The sequence below is a fragment of the Enterobacter cloacae complex sp. P43RS genome, from assembly GCF_014930585.1.
Taxonomy (GTDB): domain Bacteria; phylum Pseudomonadota; class Gammaproteobacteria; order Enterobacterales; family Enterobacteriaceae; genus Enterobacter; species Enterobacter bugandensis.
Genome location: NZ_JADBRJ010000008.1, coordinates 38581 through 63385, shown reverse-complemented (window position 1 = coordinate 63385; position 24805 = coordinate 38581). Strand labels below are relative to the sequence as shown.

Here is a 24805-nt window from a genome sequence, read left to right as displayed (position 1 = left end):
AGTCGAAACCGAGCGTTAATCAAAATTCTTGTCGTTACCAGCGCGCTTTCAGCAGGTTCGGCTGAATACCATTGATCGAATGGGTATTGCTGAACGGCTGCTTGATGCCTGCTTCGAATTCGTCGCGGAAATATTTAATCGCGCTCTGCAGCGGCTCGACGGCACCCGGTGCGTGGGCGCAGAAGGTTTTACCTGGCCCTAAGAATCGACACAGTTGCTCAAGCGTCTCGATATCGCCCGGCTGGCCTTCGCCGCGCTCGATGGCGCGCAGGATCTTCACACTCCACGGCAGACCGTCACGGCACGGTGTACACCAGCCACAGGACTCGCGAGCAAAGAACTCTTCCAGGTTACGTACCAGCGAGACCATGCCGATCTCGTGATCGACGGCCATCGCCAGCGCCGTACCCAGACGGCTGCCTGCTTTACCAATGCTTTCGAATTCCATCGGCAGGTCAAGGTGGGCTTCGGTCAGGAAGTCTGTCCCTGCCCCGCCCGGCTGCCAGGCTTTAAATTTCAGGCCATCGCGCATGCCGCCGGCGTAGTCTTCAAGAATTTCGCGTGCGGTGGTACCGAACGGCAGTTCCCAGACGCCAGGGTTCTTCACGCGCCCGGAGAAGCCCATCAGCTTGGTACCGGCATCTTTGCTTGAGGAGATGCCCTGATACCACTCCACGCCGTTGGCGAGGATAGCCGGGACGTTACAGAGGGTTTCGACGTTGTTTACGCAGGTCGGTTTACCCCACACGCCGGAGCTTGCCGGGAACGGTGGCTTGGAACGCGGGTTCGCACGGCGACCTTCCAGGGAGTTAATCAGCGCAGTTTCTTCACCGCAGATGTAACGCCCGGCACCGGTGTGCACGAACAGTTCGAAGTCAAACCCGGTACCCAGGATGTTTTTACCAAGAAGGCCGGCTTCGGTGGCTTCGGCAATCGCGCGACGCAGGTTTTCTGCCGCTTCGATGTACTCACCGCGCAGGAAGATGTAGCCACGGTACGCTTTCAGCGCAAACGCGGAGATCAGCATGCCTTCCACCAACAGGTGCGGCAGCTGCTCCATCAGCAGGCGGTCTTTATAGGTGCCTGGCTCCATTTCATCGGCGTTACATAGCAGGTAACGGATGTTCATGGATTCGTCTTTCGGCATCAGGCTCCACTTCAGACCGGTGGAGAAGCCCGCGCCGCCACGGCCTTTCAGGCCGGAATCTTTCACCGCATTAACGATGTCGTCCGGCGCCATGCCGCCGAGGGCTTTACGCGCACCGGCATAGCCGTTTTTGCTCTGGTATTCGTCGAGCCATACCGGCTGTTTGTCATCGCGCAGACGCCAGGTCAGCGGATGCGTCTCAGCAGTACGAATTACAGTTTTCATTTGTACTGCTCCAGCAGGTCAGGAATCGCTTCCGGCGTCAGATGGCTGTGAGTGTCCTCATCAATCATCATGGTCGGCCCCTTGTCGCAGTTACCCAGGCAGCAGGTTGGCAGCAGAGTAAAGCGTCCATCGAACGTGGTCTGGCCCGGCTTGATATTGAGCTTTTTCTCAATCGCAGCCTGAATGCCCTGATAGCCGGTAATGTGGCAGACGACGCTGTCACAGTAGCGGATCACATGGCGGCCTACCGGCTGACGGAAGATCTGGCTGTAGAACGTGGCTACGCCCTCTACGTCACTTGCCGGAATGCCCAGCACTTTTGCGATCTCGTAAATCGCCCCATCCGGCACCCAACCACGCTGTTTCTGTACGATTTTCAGCGCTTCAATGGACGCCGCACGCGGGTCTTCGTAGTGGTGCATCTCGTGCTCAATGGCGGCACGCTCTGCTTCACTCAGCTCAAAAGCCTCGGTTTGTGGTTGTTGATTCTCGTGCATAATTAGCGGTCCACATCTGACATAACAAAATCGATACTACCCAGATACACAATCAGGTCAGAGACCAGACTGCCGCGGATGGCGGACGGGATCTGCTGCAGGTGCGCAAAGCTCGGCGTACGCACGCGGGTACGGTAGCTCATGGTGCTGCCGTCGCTGGTCAGGTAGTAACTGTTAATACCCTTGGTCGCTTCAATCATCTGGAAGGATTCTTGCGCCGGCATGACCGGGCCCCAGGAAACCTGCAGGAAGTGGGTGATCAGGGTTTCGATATGCTGCAGCGTGCGCTCTTTCGGCGGCGGCGTGGTCAGCGGGTGATCCGCCTTGAACGGGCCTTCCGGCATGTTGTTGAGGCACTGCTCAAGGATGCGCAGACTCTGGCGCAGCTCTTCCACTTTCAGCATCACGCGGGTGTAGCAGTCGGACACACCGCCGCCAACCGGCACTTCAAAGTCGAAGTTCTCGTAGCCAGAGTAAGGACGGGCTTTACGCACGTCGAAATCAATACCGGTCGCGCGCAGGCCAGCACCTGTAGTCCCCCACTCCAGCGCTTCTTTCGCGCCATAGGCAGCAACGCCCTGGGAACGGCCTTTCAGGATGGTGTTGCGCAGCGCGGCTTTCTCGTAAGACGCCAGACGCTTCGGCATCCAGTCGAGGAATTCACGCAGCAGGCGGTCCCAGCCGCGCGGCAGATCGTGTGCCACACCGCCGATACGGAACCAGGCCGGGTGCATACGGAAGCCGGTAATCGCTTCCACCAGATCGTAGATTTTCTGACGATCGGTAAAGGCGAAGAAGACTGGGGTCATCGCGCCCACGTCCTGAATGAACGTAGAGATGTACAGCAGGTGGCTGTTGATGCGGAACAGTTCTGACAGCATAACGCGAATCACGTTAACGCGATCCGGTACGGTGATGCCTGCCAGTTTCTCAACGGCCAGCACGTATGGCATTTCGTTTACGCACCCGCCGAGGTACTCGATACGGTCGGTATACGGAATGTAGCTGTGCCAGGACTGACGCTCGCCCATCTTCTCAGCACCGCGGTGGTGGTAGCCGATGTCAGGGACGCAGTCGACAATCTCTTCGCCATCAAGCTGAAGAATAATACGGAATGCACCGTGCGCAGACGGGTGGTTCGGACCGAGGTTGAGGAACATGAAGTCCTCGTTTTCAGTACCGCGCTTCATGCCCCAGTCTTCCGGCTTGAAGGTCAGCGCTTCCATCTCCAGATCCTGCTTGGCTTTGGTCAGCTCAAACGGATCGAATTCGGTCGCACGTGCCGGGTAGTCTTTACGCAGCGGGTGGCCGGTCCAGGTCTGTGGCATCATGATGCGCGTCAGGTGCGGGTGGCCGTCGAAGGTCATGCCGAACATTTCCCAGGTTTCACGCTCATACCAGTTAGCGTTCGGGAAAAGTTTGGTGATCGTCGGCAGATGCATGTCGTTTTCAGACAATGCCACCTTAAGCATGATATCCGTGTTGCGGTCTATTGAGATCAGGTGGTAGAAAACGGAAAAATCCGCAGCAGGGAGACCCTGGCGGTGCGTTCTCAGACGTTCGTCCATGCCGTGTAAGTCAAACAGCATGACGTAAGGTTTTGGCAATTTCTTGAGGAAATCGACAACTTCCAGCAATTGTTCACGCTTCACCCAAACAACGGGTACCCCGGTGCGGGTCGCCTGAACGGTAAAGGCATCCGGCCCAAAACGGTTGCGCAGTTCGCCAATAACGGGGTCATCAAGATGATCCCGGGTCTGCCAGGCGGCTTCTTGCGCGGTTAAGTCGGTCATATTGTTCACCATTGCAAATGGTCCGTGGTGACTGTTAAGCCTGGCTTCGCGCTATTTGAGTAGTGATATGCGAAGGTTTTCTCCAGGCCTACAGGCGCAAATTAAATTTCGTCAGGCGTACGCAGGTTGGTGACGGCAATACGTTCACCGCGTTTACGCTCGCGCTCGGACTGCATGTTCGCGCGATAGACACCCTGATCGCCAACAACCCATGAGAGTGGGCGACGTTCTTTACCGATAGACTCCTGCAGCAGCATCAGCGCCTGCATATAGGCTTCTGGGCGCGGCGGGCAGCCCGGGATGTAAACATCCACCGGAATGAACTTATCAACGCCCTGTACAACGGAATAAATGTCGTACATACCGCCGGAGTTTGCACATGCGCCCATGGAAATAACCCATTTTGGCTCCAGCATCTGGTCATACAGACGCTGAATAACAGGTGCCATTTTGGTAAAGCAGGTACCGGCCACCACCATCAGGTCAGCCTGACGCGGGGAAGCACGAAGTACCTCGGCCCCAAAACGCGCAACGTCATGCACCGCAGTGAATGACGTCACCATTTCAACGTAGCAGCAAGAAAGGCCAAAGTTGTATGGCCAGATGGAGTTCTTACGACCCCAGTTGACCATATCGTGCATGGCATGTTCGAGTTTGCCCATGTACACGCTTTTGTTGACTTCTTGCTCCAGGGGGTCGGTTACGATCTCCTGTTTTTGCAGGGGGTAACGGTCATTCTCACCGTTAGGATCTATGCGGGTGAGCGTATAATCCATCTTATTGCCTCGCTGTTACTGCTGACGATTAGAGATACTGTTTTCCGGGTTGATGTGTTCACGACGTGAACGCGCAGGCGTCCAGTCAAGCGCGCCAATACGCACCAGATAAACCAGACCGGCCAGTAGCACTAAAATGAAAATTGCGGCCTCGACAAAGCCCACCCAACCACTTTCGCGAATGGAGGTCGACCATGCGAACAGGTAGAGCGCTTCCACGTCAAAGATGACGAAGAACATCGCTACCAGATAGAACTTGGCAGACAGGCGTAAGCGAGCGGAACCTACTGAATCAATACCTGATTCGAAAGGTGTGTTTTTGTGCCTTGCACGGGCGCGACCGCCCAGGAACCAGCCGCCGACTAACATCAGGCAGCACAGGCCAATGGCTACAATAAGAAAGATTGCGAATGCCCAGTGATGAGCGATGACTTCTGTGGATGTTGACATACTCATTGCTTACTCATCAAAAGTGATACCGACGACACTGCTCTTGCTGGCAGATGGGCATCACATCGATTCATGGGGAGGAACAAATAACCTTACACTAACTGTCTGAAATGAGACGTAGACAGCAAAATGATGGGGTTTTTTACTCCTTTCTATAACCTATTGTCAACTTTAACAAAGGTTTCTTCACATTAAATTACATCGAGCGATTCTCATTAACATTTGGTGCCCTTTAACCCTGGTGGTTACCTGACTTTTCGTCAAATGCATGTTGTTGAATCGTGTCCGTTTTGGAAGTAAAAAAAATAACCCTCCTATTTTGACAGGATTTGCCAACGATTCCTCCCCCCAAATAGGAGTATTTTCTTGATCTGAGACACGCTTTTGTTAATTCACCCAAAAAACCGGCAACATATTTGCTGCTTTTTTAACATCAAGGGGTTATGGATGAAGTTAGAACGGAAAGTGAACAAGATTTAAGCAGAAGCATTTATTCCCTTGATATGTAAGTTTTATTTATGAAAACCCTGTACCGAAAGAGGATAATAATGGCAAAAAAAAGCCACTGCGTGCGAAAACGGCACGAGTGGCTTTTTTTTACACTTACAATTTGTTACCAGAATTTTGAGCTTTTGATCACTCAAAGTCACCTTCAACGATCAGGGAATCATCCCCCCCTTCGGAGGTAACATGCTCGAACTGCCATGGGTTATGGTAATTTTCCATCGCCTCAAACACCACCTTCGCCAGCTCGTTATGACTGGACGCGTTATGGCAAAGCAGATACTCGGTATCCGGCAGTGCTGGGAGACCATCAGATTTACCGAGAACGCGCAGATCGGGGCTCATCATCTCTACCGGACGGGCCGTTACGCCAAGACCCGCTTTCACGGCGGCACGCACCGCGGGCAGCGTGGACGCTACATAGGCCAGACGCCACGGAATGTTGGCTTCATTTAACGCCGTAAGCACCATATCCCGGAAAGGACTCGGATCGTCCAGTAAAACCAGCGGTACGGGTTCCCCTTTTTGCAACACGTATTCCGCTGCGCAATACCAGTGCGTTGGCGATGTGCGCAAGGTCAGACAATCAAACTGTCCGGGACGATGCGTCGTGACCACCAGGTCGACCTTGTTCTCATTTAACATCTCAACCATAAAGGCATTACGCTTTACGCTCACATCCAGCGCAAGCTTCGGATAAACCGAGCTAATTCGGTTGAGAAGAAACGGCAATATTGTATCCGCTGACTCATCAGATGCCCCTAAGGTTAACACCCCTTGAAGGTTGCTAAACATTAATGACATACATGCTTCATCATTAAAGCGAAGAATTTTCCTGGCATAACCCAGTAGCTGAATACCGTGTTCCGTTAAAAGCTTATTACGCCCGTGACGGGCAAAAAGCTCTTTCCCAACCAGTTGCTCCAGCCGCTGCATTTGCTGGCTAACGGCGGACTGAGTTCGGCAGACGGCGGCAGCAGCTGCTGCAAAAGTGTTGAGATCGGCGACCGCAACAAACGTTCTCAGCAGATCGAGGTCGAGATTCATTATCGGACGATTTGCATTTATCATATCTATTCACTTTCAGGTTGCTCGTGCGGAGCTGCCCGGGTTGAAGCTGTGTGTAACAGTTAAGCAATTCCTTCTGAAGGTTTTCCCTCGCATCCCGGCCCGGCAGACTGCCTGACAGATAGTTATTGTGCTGCTTTATATCAACAGTCAGAAAGCACGTTTCATGACGTTATTTTTATTCTCTTAAACGTTCAGGATATTTAGATGTTCGCAGGGTTATGTAAATTACATTAAAGGCGTAACACTTTTTCTGCCATCTTTTTCGCAGCGCTGTCAACGTAGCAGGAGATGTTTGACACATTCCAGCCAGAGATAACTCCAACAATAACAATCAATTAAATCGGAAAATCAGTTTCAAAAATGCAAAACCACTGCATCTTTCTACTGCTTTCCGTATAGACATCTTAACCCAAATCCACTTTATTTATAAGTCTTATTGCAATATTCAGGATTAAAGAGGTTTGTTAAGCTTCTAAACTAATTTTATTAGAATTAACTAAAGTTGCATTTTGTTGGTTAATAATAAATAAATTTTAATTTAGATTATGGTCATTCATTAATAACACTTAACATTAATTTCACATGATTAACTTTTAGCCGCTCCGGGCTATTACTGCAAGGTCCCTTCAACACTCAGGTTTTACGAAATGTCACCCAGCGTAACTTCTGCTTGTTGTCTGCGCGTTTTTTATTTTCCATCAGAACAATATACATAATTCACATAAATTCTTAGCACAATCAACCTTTATTTATGGTTTGTACATGATGTTAAGGCGGTGAAAGCGACAGTCAATAGTTAAAAAGATTCATCAAAATTTCGCTATGGGCACAAAATCTTCTTCTGCACACCCTTCAAAACGAAGCGTGGGGGGAGTACATTATTCCGTGCTGACTTCCACGGCAGGGAGTGGCAATAATAGCGAAAAGGTTAAAGGTTCATGTCCCCTATCGAAAAATCCAGCAAGCTAGATAACGTCTGTTATGACATCCGTGGCCCGGTTCTGAAAGAGGCAAAACGCCTTGAAGAAGAAGGCAACAAGGTTCTGAAGCTCAACATCGGCAACCCCGCGCCATTTGGTTTTGAAGCGCCGGATGAAATTCTGGTTGATGTGATCCGCAACCTGCCTACGGCACAAGGCTATTGTGACTCAAAGGGACTTTACTCCGCCCGTAAAGCCATTATGCAGCACTACCAGGCGCGCGGTATGCGTGACGTTACCGTCGAAGATATCTATATCGGCAACGGCGTCTCCGAACTTATCGTTCAGGCCATGCAGGCGCTGCTGAACAGCGGTGACGAAATGCTGGTTCCCGCGCCGGACTATCCGCTGTGGACCGCTGCCGTATCGCTCTCCAGCGGTAAAGCGGTACATTATCTTTGCGACGAATCCTCTGACTGGTTCCCGGATCTGGATGACATTCGCGCGAAAATCACGCCTCGCACGCGTGGGATTGTGATCATCAACCCGAACAACCCGACGGGCGCGGTCTATTCAAAAGAGCTGCTGATGGAGATCGTGGAGATCGCCCGCCAGCACAACCTGATCATCTTCGCTGACGAAATCTACGACAAGATCCTGTACGACGCGGCGCAGCACCACTCTATCGCCGCGCTGGCGCCCGACCTGCTGACCGTCACCTTTAACGGACTGTCTAAAACCTACCGCGTGGCCGGTTTCCGTCAGGGCTGGATGGTGCTGAACGGCCCGAAAAAGCACGCAAAAGGCTATATTGAAGGGCTTGAGATGCTGGCGTCGATGCGTCTTTGCGCCAACGTGCCTGCGCAGCACGCGATCCAGACGGCGCTGGGCGGCTACCAGAGCATCAGCGAGTTTATCGTCCCTGGCGGTCGCCTGTACGAACAGCGTAACCGCGCATGGGAACTGATCAACGATATCCCGGGCGTCTCCTGCGTGAAGCCGAACGGGGCGCTGTATATGTTCCCGAAAATTGACGCGAAGCGCTTCAATATCCACGACGATCAGAAAATGGTGCTCGATTTCCTGTTGCAGGAAAAAGTGCTGCTGGTTCAGGGGACGGCGTTTAACTGGCCGTGGCCGGACCACGTGCGTATCGTGACCCTCCCACGTGAAGACGATCTCGAAATGGCTATCAGCCGCTTCGGGCGATTCCTCTCTGGATACCATCAGTAATCTTAAAATCAGGCTACTTCGGTAGCCTGATTTGCATCTTCCCTCCCCTCCCCGCACAATGAAGTCCTGTCGCAGTGAAGACAAAAGGTAACCTATGAGTCAGAGCCATTTCTTTGCCCACCTCTCCCGCCTGAAACTGATCAACCGCTGGCCGCTGATGCGCAACGTGCGTACAGAGAACGTGTCTGAGCACAGCCTGCAGGTTGCTATGGTTGCTCATGCGCTGGCTGCCATTAAGAATCGCAAATTTAACGGGCAGGTGAATGCCGAGCGCATCGCTTTGCTGGCGATGTACCACGACGCATCAGAGGTGCTGACCGGCGACCTGCCTACCCCAGTGAAATATTTCAATTCTCAGATTGCTCAGGAATATAAGGCTATCGAGAAGATTGCCCAGCAAAAGCTTATCGAGATGGTACCCGAAGAGCTACGCGATATCTTTGAACCGCTCATCGACGAGCATCAGTATACGGAAGATGAAAAGTCGCTGGTCAAACAGGCCGACGCGCTGTGCGCCTATCTGAAGTGTCTGGAAGAGCTGTCTGCGGGCAATAATGAGTTTTTACTGGCGAAAACGCGTCTGGAAAAAACGCTGGAATCCCGCCGCAGCGAAGAGATGGACTACTTCATGCAGGTATTTGTGCCGAGTTTCCATCTATCGCTGGACGAGATTAGCCAGGATTCACCGTTGTAATTTTAGCCGGGTGGCGGCTTCGCCTTACCCGGCCTACGTTTCTGCGCTCACGCTAAAACGGGAATAAAACCGGAATTAACACCACGCACACCACCATCACCAGCACGGTGAACGGCACGCCCAGCTTCACGAAATCGCTGAACTTATAATTCCCCGGCCCCAGCACCAGCGTGTTCACCGGCGATGAAACCGGCGTCATAAACGCCGCGGATGCCGCCATCGCGACCATCATCGCAAACGGGTACGGCGACACGCCCATGGATTTCGCCATCGCCAGCGCAATGGGCGCCATCAGCACCGCCGTCGCGGTATTCGAGATAAATAACCCTATCGTGGCGCACATGACAAACAGACAGACCATCATCATGTACGGTCCATACCCGCCGCCCACGTCCATCAAGCCTTTTACGATCAGATCCACCCCGCCGGTTTTTTGCAGTGCCAGGGCAAAGGGCATCATCCCGACGATAAGAATAATGCTCGGCCAGTGAATGGCTTTATACGCGCTTTCGGCGTCAATGCAGCGGAATTTCCCCATCAGCAGGCAGGCGATAATGGCCGCGACCGGATTAGGAATTTCATCGGTCAGCATCAGCGCCACCATCAGCACCAGACAGAAAATCGCATGGGGCGCCTGGCTGTGCGCCGGGGAGGCATCGCTCTCCTCGACCGGCATGTTGAGCACCACAAAATCACGCCCTTTTTGCCCGAGCTGGCTTATCAGCTTCCAGTTGCCGACCACGAGGAAGATATCTCCCAGCAGGATAGGCTCATCGACGACGGCCCCTTCCATCGCCACGCCATCACGCTTCAGCCCCACTACGTTCAGGCCATAGCGGGTACGGAAACCCATTTCACGCACGGTTTTACCCAGCAGTTCCGATTCCGGTATCAGCGACACTTCGGCCATCCCCACATCCAGCGCCTGGTCGGAGAAATACTCGCCGCGTAGCACCATCGGCTCCAGCAGCTGCTCGCTACAGAACTCTCGCAGATCCACGTCCGCCGTTGACATATCAATCAGCAGGACATCACGCGCGCGGAACTCTGATACCCCGTTCACGTTAACGATCACCCGACGAAAACGACGCCAGCGCTCAACCCCGATCACGTTCGCGCCATAACGCTCGCGCAGCTTAAGGTCGTCGAGCCGCTGGCCGACCATCGGCGAGCCGGGGCGAATGGCCAGACGGCGCGCCCGCCCGGTGAGGCGGTACTCTTTGATCAGATCGCGGAAGGTACGTCGCTTCCACCCCTCTTTGTTCTTATCCTGTTTGTCGCCTTTGAGGGCAAAACGGGTCAGCAGCATGTAGACCACGCCCATCGCCAGAATCACCAGCCCAAGCGGGGTGACGCTGAAAAAGCTGAAGCCCTGAAACCCTTCACGAATCAGCTCGCTGTTGACAACCAGGTTCGGCGGCGTCGCCACCAGCGTCATCATTCCGCTGATCAAACCGGCAAAGCTCAGAGGCATCATCAGGCGCGACGGCGAGCTCTGCATCCGCATTGAAACGCTCAGCACCACCGGGATAAAAATAGCGACCACGCCCGTTGAGCTCATAAACGCCCCCAGCCCGGCGACCGTCAGCATCAGGTAGATCAGCATTTTGGTTTCACTGCTGCCGGCCACCTTAACCAGCCACGCGCCCATGATGGTCGCCACGCCGGTGCGAACAAGGCCGTCGCCGATGATAAACAGGGCAGCTATAAGGATAACGTTGGGGTCGCTGAACCCGGAGAAGGCTTCCGGTAGCGTGAGCGTGCCGCTCAGCACAAACGCGACGATGACAAACAGGGCGACGGCATCCATGCGCACCTTGCCTGTGGCGAAGAGAATAATGGCGATTAAAAGCAGGCTCAGAACCCAGATCAGTTCACCGTTCACAACCTATCCTTGTCAGTGGAAGATGAGAAATTTTGCCATAAAAAAGCCCCAGCAGCGTGGGGCTATATCATGGGATTACATTTTTAGCGAGACGGTTACAACTCCGTCGGGCGCTTTTGACACCGCCAGCGCCGTCAGAGAATGAATCACAAAGTCCGCCTCGTCCAGGCGTGGAGATCCCGCCGGAACGTTAACGGCAATGACGTGGCTCCCGGCGTTCAGCCCGGCCAGCACGCCAGCGGCCGCATCTTCCACCACCACACACTCTGCAGGCGCGAAGCCCAGCATTTCTGCACCAAGCAGAAACGCATCCGGCTCCGGCTTGCCGCGTTTAACGCGCTCAGCCGTAATGAACACCTCTGGCTTCGGTAAACCGGCCGCCTTATGGCGGGCATGTGCGACCGGAACAGAGCCGGAGGTGACGATAGCCCACGGGATCTGCGCTTCATTCAGATGCTCAAGCAGTTCGCGCGCCCCGGGCAGCGCGGTAATGCCCTCGGTGTCGGTGGCCTCAATCTGCTCCAGGTATTTGAACTCCGCCTGGATCTCTTCCTCAGAACGCCCCGCTAAAAAGTGCCGCAATGAGGTAATGGCCTGTTTGCCATGGATAAAATTCAGCACGTCCTGATGGTCGATGCCGTGCCGGTCGGCCCAGTGGCACCACGAGCGTTCCACCACCGGCAGCGAATCCACCAGCGTACCGTCCAGATCAAACAGAAAACCTTTACACTGCACACGCACCTCCGTCAGGCATTAATGATTTGTTGAATTTCGTTGCTGCTTAAATGGTACTGACGCGGGCAGGCGTGCCACGCGCTCAGCATACGTTGATATTTATCCCACATGGGGGTTTGGGCGTTGAAGCCGTGCGTTCCCGCATCAAAATGGGTATAGCGCCCTTCGGTGTTCACCATAAAGCGAACATAGCTCAGATATCGCGCTTCCGTCGCGGCATCAAAGCCTAAGAAGGTCACGCGACGTTCGTCAATGGTCTGCTGGTCTTTGAGGTTCGTCCAGGAGACGTGCAGAGCGTGATACATCTCCATAATGTCGATCACGATGCGGCAGGTTTCTTCTTTCAGCTCGCCAAACTCGCGGTCCAGTTCGCGCATTTGCAAACCAAAACCGCGTTCGACGATGGTTTGCAGGCGGCTGTAGCGCGCAGCGTTATCGGGATCAAGCATAGTCATCATCTTGTACTGGTTAGACAAAATCAGACGTTGAGCATGGGTCATTTCCATCTTTCGACTCCTGTAGCGCATTGCACTGTAAAAAAAAGACACGGTAACGGTGTGTTACTGTGCCTTCTTTTGTTAGTCGTTTCGATGATCAATCACAAGTCATCGAGGAATGTTTTATCCAGCTGCTTAAAAGCACGCTTTAACGTGTCCGCCAGCGCCTGGTAATCCGGCTTGCCTTCAACCGGGGCCAGCGCCTGCCCGGCCTCCTCCAGTTTTCCACGCACTTCATAAAACCAGTGTAAAATAGAAGGCGGAAGCGGCGTAATAGAGCGTTTGCCTAACCACCACAGCCCCTGCATCGGCAGGCTTAACGCGAAGAGCGCCGTTGCGACGGCAGGACCTAGCTGTCCACCGAGGGCGATTTGCCAGCACAGAGTAAAGATAGCGACCGGAGGCATAAAGCGAATCGCATAGCGCGTGGCGCGGATCGTGCGATTCTCAATAAACATTGGCGCAAGGCGCTTTTCCATTGGCCACGTCTTTGCGTAATGCTGTCCCCGACGAAACAGACTAAAAAAGCTCACGGACGGGATTTCGGGTGTCGACATGGCTGTACCTCAACTTCACATATAAAAATTAAAATTTTTGTGCAAAACCACAACAGGCTATGACAACGTTCAAAATATTTTGTCATCGCTACCCCGTATCGGGTATTCTGTGCCAGCCTGATAGGGCCGTAGACGAGAAGCGTTAACTCGTCAAATTATCGCATATTATGCCATTGTCTGAAAAATGTTCAAAATGGCTTAAAATCATAGGTATTTCTTCCATCCTGCCAGAATGTTCGTTTGGCATGATGTTAATCATAAACGTCTGGGTCAGCTTGCGTTACGCTTTTAGGCTCATTGACGTTTTTTTAGCCACGTATCAATTATAGGTACTTCCATGTCGAGTAAGTTAGTACTGGTTCTGAACTGCGGTAGCTCTTCACTGAAATTCGCCATCATCGATGCGCTCAACGGTGACGAGTACCTCTCTGGTTTGGCCGAATGTTTCCATCTGCCTGAAGCACGTATCAAGTGGAAGATGGACGGCAGCAAACAAGAAGCGGCTTTAGGTGCAGGCGCCGCTCACAGTGAAGCGCTGAACTTTATCGTTAACACTATTCTGGCACAAAAACCAGAACTGTCTGCTCAGCTGACTGCGATTGGTCACCGTATCGTCCACGGTGGCGAAAAATACACCAGCTCCGTTGTCATCGACGACTCTGTTATCCAGGGCATCAAAGACTCTGCCTCTTTTGCTCCGCTGCATAACCCGGCGCACCTGATCGGTATCGCTGAAGCGCTGAAGTCCTTCCCGAATCTGAAAGACAAAAACGTGGCCGTGTTTGACACCGCGTTCCATCAGACCATGCCGGAAGAGTCTTACCTCTATGCCCTGCCGTACAGCCTGTACAAAGAGCACGGCGTACGTCGCTACGGCGCGCACGGCACCAGCCACTTCTATGTGACTCAGGAAGCCGCAAAAGTCCTGAACAAGCCGGTTGAAGAAGTCAACATCATCACCTGCCACCTGGGTAACGGTGGTTCTGTTTCTGCTATCCGCAACGGTAAATGTGTTGATACCTCTATGGGTCTGACCCCGCTGGAAGGTCTGGTAATGGGTACCCGTTCCGGTGACATCGACCCGGCGATCATCTTCCACCTGCACGACACTCTGGGCATGAGCGTTGACGACATCAACAAAATGTTGACCAAAGAGTCTGGCCTACTGGGTCTGACCGAAGTCACCAGCGACTGCCGTTACGTTGAAGACAACTACGACAGCAAAGAAGACGCTAAGCGTGCAATGGACGTTTACTGCCACCGTCTGGCGAAGTACATCGGTTCTTACACCGCGCTGATGGACGGTCGTCTGGACGCGGTTATCTTCACCGGTGGCATCGGTGAGAACGCGGCAATGGTACGTGAACTGTCCCTGGGCAAACTGGGCGTTCTGGGCTTCGAAGTCGATCACGAGCGTAACCTGGCTGCCCGCTTCGGCAAGTCTGGCTTCATCAACAAAGAAGGCACCCGCCCGGCTATCGTTATCCCAACTAACGAAGAGCTGGTCATCGCGCAAGACGCGTGCCGCCTGACTGCCTGATTCCACACCGCCAGCAATGCTGGCGGTGCTGTTTTGTAACCCGCCCAACGCGGCGGTAACGAAAGAGGATAAACCGTGTCCCGTACTATTATGCTGATCCCTACCGGAACCAGCGTCGGCCTGACCAGCGTCAGCCTCGGCGTGATCCGCGCTATGGAACGCAAAGGCGTTCGTCTGAGCGTCTTTAAGCCTATTGCCCAGCCTCGTGCCGGTGGCGATGCGCCAGACCAGACCACCACCATCGTGCGTAAGAATTCCAATCTTCCTGCGGCTGAACCGCTGAAGATGAGCCACGTTGAGTCTCTGCTCTCCAGCAACCAGAAAGACGTGCTGATGGAAGAGATCATCGCCAACTACCACGCTAACGCGCAGGACGCGGAAGTGGTGCTGGTTGAAGGCCTGGTCCCGACCCGCAAACACCAGTTTGCCCAGTCCCTGAACTTTGAAATCGCGAAAACCCTGAACGCAGAGATCGTTTTCGTGATGTCTCAGGGGACTGATACCCCAGAGCAGCTGAAAGAGCGTATCGAACTGACGCGCAGCAGCTTCGGCGGCGCGAAAAACACCAGCATCACCGGCGTGATCGTTAACAAACTGAACGCACCGGTTGATGAACAGGGCCGTACGCGTCCTGACCTGTCCGAAATCTTCGACGACTCTTCCAAAGCGAAAGTCATCAAGGTTGATCCGGCAAAGCTGCAGGAATCCAGCCCGCTGCCTGTACTCGGCGCAGTGCCATGGAGCTTCGATCTGATTGCCACCCGTGCAATCGATATGGCGCGTCACCTGAACGCGACCATCGTTAACGAAGGCGATATCAACACCCGCCGCGTGAAGTCCGTGACCTTCTGTGCGCGCAGCATTCCGCACATGCTGGAGCACTTCCGCGCAGGTTCCCTGCTGGTGACCTCCGCAGACCGTCCGGACGTGCTGGTTGCTGCCTGCCTGGCGGCGATGAACGGCGTGGAAATCGGTGCAATTCTGCTGACCGGCGGCTACGAAATGGACGCGCGCATCAGCAAGCTGTGCGAACGTGCGTTCGCGACAGGCCTGCCAGTCTTCATGGTGAACACCAACACCTGGCAGACCTCTCTGAGCCTGCAAAGCTTCAACCTGGAAGTGCCGGTTGATGACCACGAGCGTATCGAGAAAGTGCAGGAATACGTTGCCGGCTACATCAATGCAGACTGGATCGAATCCCTGACGGCGACCTCCGAGCGCAGCCGTCGCCTGTCTCCTCCAGCCTTCCGCTACCAGCTGACCGAGCTGGCGCGCAAAGCGGGCAAACGCGTTGTTCTGCCAGAAGGCGACGAACCGCGTACCGTTAAAGCGGCGGCTATCTGTGCAGAGCGCGGCATCGCGACCTGTGTGCTGCTGGGTAACCCGGATGAGATCAACCGCGTGGCGGCCTCTCAGGGCGTTGAGCTGGGCGCTGGCATCGAAATCGTTGACCCTGAAGTGGTCCGCGAAAGCTACGTTGCCCGTCTGGTTGAGCTGCGTAAGAACAAGGGCATGACCGAAGCCGTTGCGCGTGAGCAGCTGGAAGACAACGTGGTGCTGGGCACGCTGATGCTGGAGCAGGACGAAGTTGACGGCCTGGTTTCCGGTGCGGTTCACACCACGGCGAACACCATCCGTCCACCGCTGCAGCTGATCAAAACTGCACCAGGCAGCTCTCTGGTTTCTTCCGTATTCTTCATGCTGCTGCCTGAACAGGTTTACGTTTACGGCGACTGCGCGATCAACCCGGATCCAACCGCAGAACAGCTGGCTGAGATCGCTATCCAGTCCGCAGACTCCGCCACCGCTTTCGGTATCGAGCCGCGCGTAGCGATGCTCTCCTACTCCACCGGCACCTCGGGTGCAGGTAGCGACGTAGAGAAAGTGCGTGAAGCGACCCGTATTGCGCAGGAAAAACGTCCTGATCTGATGATCGACGGCCCGCTGCAGTACGACGCCGCGGTCATGGCTGACGTTGCGAAATCCAAAGCGCCGAACTCACCGGTTGCCGGTCGCGCTACCGTGTTCATCTTCCCGGATCTGAACACCGGTAACACCACCTACAAAGCGGTACAGCGTTCTGCCGACCTGATCTCCATCGGGCCAATGCTGCAGGGCATGCGCAAACCTGTGAACGACCTGTCTCGTGGCGCACTGGTAGACGATATCGTTTACACCATCGCGCTGACGGCGATTCAGTCTTCGCAGCAACAGCAGTAATGTATTGCCGGATGGCGCTTCGCTTATCCGGCCTACAAAACCGTAGGCCCGGTAAGCGCTAGCGCCGCCGGGCAACAAAAAGGCGACCACCCGGTCGCCTTTTTTATTTACAGCAGCTCGCGCGCCGCCGATACAATGTCATGTGCCGTCAGGCCATACTCTTTCTGCAGGAAATCCTGCGTTCCCACCTGGCCGTAACGCTCCCTGACCCCGACCCGCCGCATCGGCACCGGGCAGGTTTCCACCAGCACTTCCGCCACCGCCGAGCCCAGCCCGTTGTGAATGCTGTGGTTTTCACAGGTCACGATGTGCCCGGTTTTCTCGGCGTAGTTTTTCACCAGCATCCGGTCGATGGGCTTCAGGGTAAACATGTCGATGACCGCCGCGCTTACCCCCTGCTGCTCAAGCTGGCGCGCCGCTTCCAGCGCTTCCGCTACCATAATGCCGTTGGCAATTAGGGTAATATCGGTTCCTTCACGCAGCACGTTGCCTTTGCCGATGGTGAAGGTTGAGCCCGGTGCATACACGCTCGGCGCCTGCTTGCGGATGGTCCGCACCCAGTAGAAGCCGTCGAGATCGATAAGCTGGCGCAGCACATCCTCGAACATCACCGCATCGGTGACTTCGAGCACCACCGAGTGCGCCAGACCGCGCACGATGCCCATATCCTCAAACGACATATGCGTTCCGCCGTTGTGGCAGGCCGTCACGCCCGCGTCTGAGGCAATTACCTTCACGTTGTTGCGCTGATAGTCCAGGGACATAAAGAGCTGGTCAAAACAGCGGCGGCTGGCAAAGGCGGTGAAGGTGTGAACGAACGGCTTGCGTCCGGTAAGGGAGAGCCCGGCGGCCGTGCCGATGACGTTAGCTTCCATAATGCCGCAGTTAATCACGTGCTGCGGATAATCGCGCGCTACGCCATCCATCGCCATTGAACTCATCAGGTCCGCTTCCAGGGCGATAATCTCGCTGCCGGCCTCAATCTGCTTTGCCACAAAGCCCGCGTAGACCTTGCGCATCTCAACGGCGTCTTTCTGTCCTGCCGGTGCAACCTTAATCATGTGAAGCCTCCAGTTGGCGAATCGTCTCATTGAGGGCCGCTTTGCTCTCCGCGGTTAATCGCAGGTGGTGCGAGTTGCTGAGCTGTTCCAGATACGGCACCCCCTGCCCTTTGATGCTGTCGAGGATCACCACCCGCGGACGCGCATCGGCCTCCGGTACCCTTGAAGTCACCTTCAGCAGTGCCGGAATGTCATCCCCTTTGACCGTCACCACATCAAAGCCAAAGGCGCGGAATTTGCCCTCAAGGTCGAAGGCACAGATGATTTCGTCCAGTTCGCCGTCGAGCTGCTGTTTGTTCCAGTCCACGAACACGGTCAGGTTGTTCAGACGATGGTGAGCGATAAACTGGAACGCTTCCCAGCACTGGCCTTCGTTCAGCTCGCCGTCGCCAACGATGCAGAAGACCCGATTCGGTCGCCCGGCCAGCCTGTGCGAGAGTGCCATACCGCCCGCAATGGAGATCCCCTGCCCCAGCGAGCCGGTGGTGGCATCCACGCCGCGCGTTTTCAGGCGGTCCGGGTGGCTGGGCAGACGCGTGCCGTTCTGGTTCAGCGTGCTCAGCTCTTCAACCGGGAAGTAGCCCTTAATCGCCAGGGTGCTGTAGAGCGCCGGGCCTGCATGACCTTTCGACAGCACAAAGTAATCGCGCTCAGGCCAGTCCGGATCCGCCGGGTCGATCTTCATCACGGCGCCGTACAGCACCGCCAGGGTTTCCACCACCGACATGCTGCCGCCGTAGTGCCCAAAGCCCAGCTGCGTCAGGGATTTGAGGGTTTCAAGACGGATCTGACGCGCCAGTTCGGTTATCTCGTTCTCATTCATGATTTGGCTCCGGTATTTTCCTGCGCGTTACTACCCGCAGGTTTGTTTTTCGCGAAGATGTTGTAGGCCACCAGCAGCGCGAACAGCGCCACAACCAGCCCGGTGATGGCAAGCGGTGACAGGAAGCGCGCCAGGTTGCCCAGCACAATCCCGACCGCGCCGAAGTCGGCGTCCGAGAAGGTGGTGTTAGCAAAGCCAATCGCACCCAGTACCGGCAGCAGCAGGACCGGGAGGAAAGTAATCAGCAGGCCGTTAGCAAAGGCGCCTATCATTGCCCCGCGGCGTCCACCGGTGGCGTTACCGAACACGCCTGCCGTTGCGCCGGTGAAGAAGTGCGGCACTACGCCCGGCAGGATCAGCACCCAGCTAAACTGACCGCAGATCAACAACCCCACAATTCCCCCGAGGAAGCTGAACAGGAAGCCAATCAGCACCGCGTTTGGCGCATACGGGTAGACCACCGGGCAGTCCAGCGCCGGACGCGCGTTCGGCACCAGTTTTTCTGAGAAGCCGGTAAAGGCCGGGACGATTTCCGCCAGAATCAGGCGCACGCCCTGCAGGATGATGAACACGCCCGCCGCGAAGGTGATCGCCATGATGATGGCGTAGACCAGGTAGTTTTGCCCGCCGCTGAAGGTGGCCTCGACGTACTCGCGTCCGGCGCTCACCGCCATGATCAGGTAGATAATCATCATGGTCAGGGAGATGGAGATCGAACTGTCGCGCAGGAAGCTGAGGTTTTTCGGCAGGTTCATCTCTTCGGTGGAGCGCGAGCCTTTACCGACCCTGCTGCCAATCCAGCCGGACAGCACGTAGCCCAGCGTACCGAAATGACCGAAGGCGATCTCATCGTTGCCGGTAATACGCTTCATATAGCGCTGCGCAATCGCCGGGAAGAAGGCCATAATCAGGCCGAGGATCAGCGAGCCGGTAAAGACCAGCCCCACCCCTTCAAAGCCTGCGACCGTCAGGATCACGCCAATCATGCACGCCATGTAGAAGGTGTGGTGCCCGGTCAGGAAGATGTACTTCAGGCGGGTAAAGCGCGCGACGACAATGTTCGCCACCATGCCGAAGGCCATGATCAGCGCGGTCGAGGCGCCGTATTTTTCCAGCGCGATCGACACAATCGCTTCATTGTTTGGAATAATGCCCTGGATATTAAAAGCGTGCTCAAACATGCCGCCTAACGGGTTTAACGACCCCACCAGCACCGTGGCGCCACCGCCCAGTACAATAAAGCCGAGAATCGTTTTAATTGTGCCTTTTACGACATCAGAAAACGCTTTTTTCTGCGCGACCAGACCAATTAACGCAATTAAACCCACCAGCACCGAAGGGACTTTTAAAATATCGACAACGAAATTCAGCGTTTCAAGGATAAACATATCCACCTCGCCTTATCAGGGTTATTGTCTGTCGAACCAGGCGCGCAGCTGCGCTTCGAGTTCGTTGATATCAATGATGTTGTTGATCACCACCAGCTGGCTTTCCGGCACGCTGGCGCTGGCCGCAATGTCTTTCGCCATCACGAACAGGTCCGCCGCGCCCGGCGTGGCGGAGGAGAGATCGGAGTGTTCAACCTCAGCCTCAATGTCCAGCTTTTTAAGCACTTTTTTAATGTTCATTTCGACCATAAAACTGCTGCCCAGGCCAGAACCGCAAATAGCCATGATTTTCATTGTTGTCCCCTTATTTTGAGTAGAGCACGCCCCATCACGCTGGCGCGTAATGTTGTGAATAATCGGATTAAAAAATTAAATCAGAAGCGGTTAATAATGGTTTTAATGTCCTCCAGGGTATTCGCCTGATGTAATTTCTCCATATCTTCGTCGCTGGAAAATAATTCAGCGAGCGCGGATATCATTTCGATATGGCTATGTTTATCCGGTGCCGCAAGCATAATAATCAGATCGACAGGGTCAAACTCTCCGGCACCAAAAGAGACGCCCTGTTTTAGTTTTAGTAATGACAAGCCCAGTCCTTTGGCGCCTTCCTCCGGCCGCGCATGCGGCATGGCTAGCCCTGGTGCCAGCACATAATAGGGTCCTAACGTATGGTGCTGCTGAATGATTGCCGTCACGTATTCCGGTGCAATCACCTGCAGATCCAGCAGCGGTTTCGCGCATATCTCCAGCGCCTGTGGCCAGCTTTCCACGCTATCCTGCAGCGTGATGGTTGTATCATATATCCAATTTTTGAGCATTTTCCCTCTCGCCAAACGCTAAAGATGGGCAAACTTTATTCAACCCATCAATCATTGACTGCGATCGCGATCACAAAGATAGCGCTACCAATTACCAACATGCAGAAATGTGATAGCGCTATCAAAATGTAATCATGGTGTGAAATCACAGCAAAAAAAGGGATTTAAGGCGTATACTGCCTGTCACCTGAAATGAAGGAAAAAAGAACGCGTCTGGTCAGCAGGAAGGTGTATGTCTTTAACCCGAAAACGGCGCAGTACCGGAAAAGTCACGCTCGCTGATGTCGCGCAGCTTGCCGGAGTCGGCACGATGACCGTCTCCCGTGCGCTCCGCACGCCCGAACAGGTTTCCGATAAACTGCGTGAAAAAATTGAAGCTGCGGTGCAGGAGCTGGGTTATATGCCCAATCTCGCCGCCAGCGCACTGGCATCCGCGTCCTCATGGACGATTGCGATGGTTGTTCCCAACCTTTCCGAAGCCGGTTGCTCTGAAATGTTTGCGGGCCTACAGCAGGTGCTGCAGCCCGCCGGATACCAGATCATGCTGGCAGAGTCCCAGCATCGGCTTGAGCAGGAAGAGAAGCTGCTTGAGACCCTGCTGGCGTCAAATATCGCCGCCGCGATTTTGCTCAGCGTCGAGCACACCGACACTGTTCGCCACTGGCTGAAAAACGCCTCGATTCCGGTAATGGAGATGGGTGCGATGCGCGCCGATCCGATCGATATGAATATCGGGATCGATAACGTGGCGGCCATGTACGAGCTGACGGAAATGGTGATTAGGCGCGGCTACCAGAATATCGGCCTGCTGTGCGCCAACCAGGAGCAGTGGATTTTCCAGCAGCATTTGCAGGGCTGGTACAAGGCGATGCTGCGCCATCATCTGTCGCCAAACCGGGTGATTAACGCGGCGATGCCGCCGAGCTTCTCGACCGGCGCGGCACAACTGCCAGAGTTCTTGCTGGCGTGGCCGGAGCTGGATGCGCTGGTGTGCGTATCAGACGAGCTGGCCTGCGGCGCGCTGTATGAGTGTCAGCGTCGACGCATTAAAGTGCCGGACGATCTGGCTGTCGTGGGCTTTGGCGATAGCGATGTGAGCCGCGTCTGCCAGCCGCCGCTGACGACGATGGCGGTACCGCATCGAAAGATTGGGATTGAGGCAGGTAAAGCGCTACTGGAACGTCTGAATGACGGAGACTGGCGCGACCAAAAAACCATCGCGTCCAGCCTGTGCCTGCGGGAAAGCTGTTAAGCTTACTCAGCCTCTTCCTCTTTTTCCGCTTTGTTTTCCGGCTTAGCGGATTCGTTTTTGGCGTTGCGGGTCATCCACAGCGCCAGCGCTTTTAACGAATCCGGCGTGAACTCATCGCAGCGGGCGGTAATCTCTTCCGGCGTCATCCAGCAGACTTCGCTCACTTCCTCTTCCTGCAGGGCGAAAGGCCCATGGGAAACGCAGCTAAACAGTCCACCCCAGACGCGGCAATGTTCGTCTTCGAAATAGAACTGCCCGTGCTCGGCAAACGGCACCCCGGCGATACCTAACTCTTCTTCCGCTTCACGACGTGCGGAATCCAGCAGCACTTCATCGGCCTGCACGACGCCGCCTGCGGTGGCATCAAGCATGCCCGGAAGAAAATCTTTGGTGTCCGTGCGGCGCTGGACCAGAATCTTGCCCATGCCGTCATGCACAACGATGTACGTTGCACGGTGACGCAGGCGCTCTGCACGCATTTGTTCGCGGCTCGCCTGCGCGATCACTTCATTTTCTTCGCTGACAATGTCAACCCATTCAGTACTTGCCAAATGATTCTGCTCCACCATCGGGAAACCTTCTCGTCTAAGCGCTCTTTCGGCGCGTTTGCAGTTGTGGTGTAACTTACGGATTAATCGCTACCTGCGCAATAACTTGCTGATCATTAAGTGCGATAACGCTCAGGGTATTTCCATCCAGCAGGCCATAGCTCGCAGGATATCCGCCTTTCGGAATGCTGACCGACCCCGGGTTAAAGTGATAAATCTCACCGCGTTTTTCAGCCACCGGAATATGAGTATGGCCGTAAACCAGGACATCGCCAGCCGCGAGCGCCGGGAGATTATCCGGGCCGAAAAGGTGTCCGTGGGTCAGAAACAGGCGGCTGTTTTCCAGCAGAACCTGTTGCCATGGCGCGGTAAGGGGAAAATGCAGCAGCATCTGGTCGACTTCGCTGTCGCAATTACCGCGAACGGCGATAATGCGCGAGGCAAACGGGTTAAGCTTTTCCGCCACCTGCGCCGGGGCATAGCCTTCCGGCAGCGCATTACGCGGACCATGATTTAAAACATCCCCCAGAATCACCAGCCATTGGGCCCCGCTTTGCGAAAACAGAGAAAGCACTCGCTCGGTCGCGGGCAGCGATCCATGGATATCTGACGCAAACATCAGTTTCATCCGTCACTCCCTGGTAAAAAAACTCCCCTTATCATACCTGAAGCGTCAGGGCTTATCAGCCCGCGCGCTTAGCGGAGAGTGCCACATAGCGCTGTACGGAGGCTCGCTGCCACTGGAACGCCGCATAGTCCACCAGCAGTTGAGGGACCTCATCGCCGTTGAGGATCAAACGGTTCAGCATCAGCGCCAGATCGGTATCGGCAATACACCATTCACCGAACAGGTTCGGGTTGCCGTGAGCGAGCAGCGAGGCTGCAGTTTCAATCAGCTTTTGCGCGCTGTCGACGCCTTCTGCGCTGAGCGCTGGCTTTTTCACACCGGCAAACACGACATCCGTGGAGCGCTCGACGCGAATCGGCACCAGGTCGCTACGCAGCCACGCCTGGATCTGCCTGGCGCGGGCGCGCTTTTGCAGATCGTGAGGATAGATGCGCTCCCATTCCGGCGGCGCAAAACGATCTTCCAGATATTCATCGATCGCCGAGGATTCGCTCAGTGCAAAACCATCCAGTTCCAGCACCGGCACGCGTCGCGTCAGGTCGTAACCCTGCCACTGGGGTTTGAGGTGTTCACCACCGTCGAGATCGACGGTCTTCAGCGTAAAAGAGAGCCCCTTTTCGGCCAGCGCGACGTAAACGCTCATAACATAGGGAGAAAAGAAATTTGCATCGGACCACAACGTAATTACGGGCTGGTTCATAACATCCTCATCGGCTGATCGGTTTTTACTCAACATATAATCTCTTTGCTTCGCTGTCACTTGATGAAAACTCACGATTTACAACAAGCACCTATACTCATTTGTCATGGCACCACTATTCGCATGGACAGGAGTTGAGAATGATTGACCTTTATTACGCCCCTACCCCAAACGGCCACAAGATCACCCTCTTTCTCGAAGAAGCCGAACTGGATTACAGAATCATCCGCGTGGATATCAGCAAAGGCGAACAGTTCAACCCTGTGTTTCTGGCTATCTCGCCCAACAATAAAATTCCGGCCATTATCGATAGTCAGCCGGCGGACGGAGGCAGGCCGTTAAGCCTGTTTGAATCCGGTGAAATTTTGCTTTATCTGGCAGAGAAAACCGGCAAGCTGCTGAGCGGTGAACTACGCGAGCGTCACCACACTCTGCAGTGGCTTTTCTGGCAGTCAAGCGGCTTTGGGCCGATGCTGGGGCAGAACCACCACTTCACCGCCTTCGCGCCACAGACCATTCCTTACGCCATTGAGCGATATCAGGTTGAAACCCAGCGTCTTTACGGCGTTCTGAACCAGCGGCTGGAGAAAACGCCGTGGCTTGGGGGCGACCATTACAGCATTGCCGATATCGCCTGCTGGCCGTGGGTAAATACGCATGATAAACACCGGATTGACTTAGCGTCTTACCCGGCGGTGAACAACTGGTTTGAGCGTATCCGGACCCGCCCGGCCACCGAACGCGCAATGCAAAAAATCCAGCAGGTTTAATCACCTATGAGGCTGGGTGGCTGAGAGGCTCTCATGTATTATGGGCGGGAAATACTGACACGGAGAAGACCTG

At 54.8% G+C, this 24805-nt stretch carries 24 protein-coding genes; 6 read left to right on the top strand and 18 right to left on the bottom strand.

Annotated features, from left to right (window positions below):
* Positions 1 to 34: 34 nt before the first annotated feature.
* From nuoF to lrhA, 6 genes are all read right to left on the bottom strand, one after another.
* Complete coding sequence (gene nuoF, locus IM294_RS16675) at positions 35 to 1372, bottom strand: NADH-quinone oxidoreductase subunit NuoF (RefSeq protein WP_006811381.1); 1338 nt, start codon at positions 1370 to 1372, stop codon at positions 35 to 37.
* A complete protein-coding gene (nuoE, locus tag IM294_RS16670) occupies positions 1369 to 1869 on the bottom strand; it encodes an NADH-quinone oxidoreductase subunit NuoE (RefSeq protein ID WP_006176513.1) in 501 nt (166 codons plus the stop codon). Before nuoE ends, nuoF begins: the two co-directional genes overlap by 4 nt.
* A gap of 2 nt (positions 1870 to 1871) precedes the next feature.
* Positions 1872 to 3674 carry an NADH-quinone oxidoreductase subunit C/D gene (gene nuoC, locus IM294_RS16665; RefSeq protein ID WP_028013933.1) on the bottom strand — a complete coding sequence of 601 codons (1803 nt, stop codon included), beginning with the start codon at positions 3672 to 3674 and terminating at the stop codon, positions 1872 to 1874.
* An 89-nt stretch (positions 3675 to 3763) separates the two neighbouring features.
* Positions 3764 to 4438 carry an NADH-quinone oxidoreductase subunit NuoB gene (nuoB, locus tag IM294_RS16660; RefSeq protein ID WP_003861482.1) on the bottom strand — a complete coding sequence of 225 codons (675 nt, stop codon included), beginning with the start codon at positions 4436 to 4438 and terminating at the stop codon, positions 3764 to 3766.
* Between the two features lie 15 nt (positions 4439 to 4453).
* Complete coding sequence (gene nuoA / locus IM294_RS16655) at positions 4454 to 4894, bottom strand: NADH-quinone oxidoreductase subunit NuoA (RefSeq protein ID WP_014171000.1); 441 nt, start codon at positions 4892 to 4894, stop codon at positions 4454 to 4456.
* Between the two features lie 630 nt (positions 4895 to 5524).
* A complete protein-coding gene (gene lrhA, locus IM294_RS16650; RefSeq protein WP_028013934.1) occupies positions 5525 to 6463 on the bottom strand; it encodes a transcriptional regulator LrhA in 939 nt (312 codons plus the stop codon).
* A 938-nt stretch (positions 6464 to 7401) separates the two neighbouring features.
* Between lrhA and alaA the strand changes: the two genes are divergently transcribed.
* Both alaA and yfbR read left to right on the top strand, forming a co-directional pair.
* The gene (alaA, locus tag IM294_RS16645; protein WP_003861471.1) at positions 7402 to 8616 is read left to right on the top strand and encodes an alanine transaminase AlaA; all 1215 of its coding nucleotides are present in this window, start codon (positions 7402 to 7404) and stop codon (positions 8614 to 8616) included.
* A gap of 94 nt (positions 8617 to 8710) precedes the next feature.
* Positions 8711 to 9310: a 5'-deoxynucleotidase gene (yfbR, locus tag IM294_RS16640; protein WP_028013935.1), complete on the top strand. Its 600-nt coding sequence runs from the start codon at positions 8711 to 8713 to the stop codon at positions 9308 to 9310.
* 52 nt (positions 9311 to 9362) lie between these two features.
* Here yfbR and IM294_RS16635 read toward each other — a convergent pair whose 3' ends face one another.
* From IM294_RS16635 to yfbV, 4 genes are all read right to left on the bottom strand, one after another.
* The gene (locus tag IM294_RS16635) at positions 9363 to 11195 is read right to left on the bottom strand and encodes an SLC13 family permease (protein WP_028013936.1); all 1833 of its coding nucleotides are present in this window, start codon (positions 11193 to 11195) and stop codon (positions 9363 to 9365) included.
* A 75-nt stretch (positions 11196 to 11270) separates the two neighbouring features.
* On the bottom strand, positions 11271 to 11930 hold the full coding sequence (locus IM294_RS16630) for a sugar phosphatase (RefSeq protein ID WP_041908926.1): 660 nt from the start codon (positions 11928 to 11930) through the stop codon (positions 11271 to 11273).
* A gap of 11 nt (positions 11931 to 11941) precedes the next feature.
* On the bottom strand, positions 11942 to 12436 hold the full coding sequence (locus IM294_RS16625) for a YfbU family protein (protein WP_003861461.1): 495 nt from the start codon (positions 12434 to 12436) through the stop codon (positions 11942 to 11944).
* A gap of 92 nt (positions 12437 to 12528) precedes the next feature.
* A complete protein-coding gene (gene yfbV, locus IM294_RS16620; protein WP_028013938.1) occupies positions 12529 to 12984 on the bottom strand; it encodes a terminus macrodomain insulation protein YfbV in 456 nt (151 codons plus the stop codon).
* 337 nt (positions 12985 to 13321) lie between these two features.
* Here yfbV and ackA point away from each other — a divergent pair, with 337 nt between their 5' ends.
* Entirely contained in the window at positions 13322 to 14524 is a 1203-nt protein-coding gene (gene ackA, locus IM294_RS16615; RefSeq protein ID WP_041908924.1) for an acetate kinase, read from the top strand.
* 75 nt (positions 14525 to 14599) lie between these two features.
* Positions 14600 to 16744 carry a phosphate acetyltransferase gene (pta, locus tag IM294_RS16610; RefSeq protein WP_126818182.1) on the top strand — a complete coding sequence of 715 codons (2145 nt, stop codon included), beginning with the start codon at positions 14600 to 14602 and terminating at the stop codon, positions 16742 to 16744.
* Between the two features lie 107 nt (positions 16745 to 16851).
* Here the strand turns inward: pta and IM294_RS16605 are convergent, their stop codons facing one another.
* From IM294_RS16605 to IM294_RS16585, 5 genes are all read right to left on the bottom strand, one after another.
* The gene (locus IM294_RS16605; protein WP_126818181.1) at positions 16852 to 17805 is read right to left on the bottom strand and encodes a transketolase family protein; all 954 of its coding nucleotides are present in this window, start codon (positions 17803 to 17805) and stop codon (positions 16852 to 16854) included.
* The gene (locus IM294_RS16600) at positions 17798 to 18628 is read right to left on the bottom strand and encodes a transketolase (protein ID WP_028013942.1); all 831 of its coding nucleotides are present in this window, start codon (positions 18626 to 18628) and stop codon (positions 17798 to 17800) included. The genes IM294_RS16605 and IM294_RS16600 overlap by 8 nt, the downstream gene beginning before the upstream one ends.
* Positions 18625 to 20016, bottom strand: a complete 1392-nt coding sequence (locus tag IM294_RS16595; protein WP_045259690.1) for a PTS ascorbate transporter subunit IIC — start codon at positions 20014 to 20016, stop codon at positions 18625 to 18627. The genes IM294_RS16600 and IM294_RS16595 overlap by 4 nt, the downstream gene beginning before the upstream one ends.
* Before the next feature lie 21 nt (positions 20017 to 20037).
* Positions 20038 to 20310: a PTS sugar transporter subunit IIB gene (locus IM294_RS16590; RefSeq protein WP_041908914.1), complete on the bottom strand. Its 273-nt coding sequence runs from the start codon at positions 20308 to 20310 to the stop codon at positions 20038 to 20040.
* 80 nt (positions 20311 to 20390) lie between these two features.
* Entirely contained in the window at positions 20391 to 20834 is a 444-nt protein-coding gene (locus tag IM294_RS16585; protein WP_049137261.1) for a PTS sugar transporter subunit IIA, read from the bottom strand.
* 232 nt (positions 20835 to 21066) lie between these two features.
* Between IM294_RS16585 and IM294_RS16580 the strand changes: the two genes are divergently transcribed.
* Positions 21067 to 22086, top strand: coding sequence for a LacI family DNA-binding transcriptional regulator (locus tag IM294_RS16580; RefSeq protein WP_028013946.1), 1020 nt, complete (start codon positions 21067 to 21069; stop codon positions 22084 to 22086).
* Positions 22087 to 22088: 2 nt separating this feature from the next.
* Here IM294_RS16580 and yfcD read toward each other — a convergent pair whose 3' ends face one another.
* The 3 genes from yfcD to yfcF are packed head-to-tail and all read right to left on the bottom strand — an operon-like array spanning position 22089 to position 23962.
* Entirely contained in the window at positions 22089 to 22655 is a 567-nt protein-coding gene (gene yfcD / locus IM294_RS16575) for an NUDIX hydrolase YfcD (protein ID WP_006811396.1), read from the bottom strand.
* A gap of 55 nt (positions 22656 to 22710) precedes the next feature.
* Positions 22711 to 23262 (bottom strand): phosphodiesterase, encoded by a 552-nt coding sequence (gene yfcE / locus IM294_RS16570; RefSeq protein ID WP_028013947.1) that lies wholly within the window; start codon positions 23260 to 23262, stop codon positions 22711 to 22713.
* 55 nt (positions 23263 to 23317) lie between these two features.
* The gene (gene yfcF / locus IM294_RS16565; protein WP_047367994.1) at positions 23318 to 23962 is read right to left on the bottom strand and encodes a glutathione transferase; all 645 of its coding nucleotides are present in this window, start codon (positions 23960 to 23962) and stop codon (positions 23318 to 23320) included.
* Between the two features lie 140 nt (positions 23963 to 24102).
* Between yfcF and yfcG the strand changes: the two genes are divergently transcribed.
* The gene (yfcG, locus tag IM294_RS16560; protein WP_028013949.1) at positions 24103 to 24732 is read left to right on the top strand and encodes a GSH-dependent disulfide bond oxidoreductase; all 630 of its coding nucleotides are present in this window, start codon (positions 24103 to 24105) and stop codon (positions 24730 to 24732) included.
* Positions 24733 to 24805 lie beyond the last annotated feature (73 nt).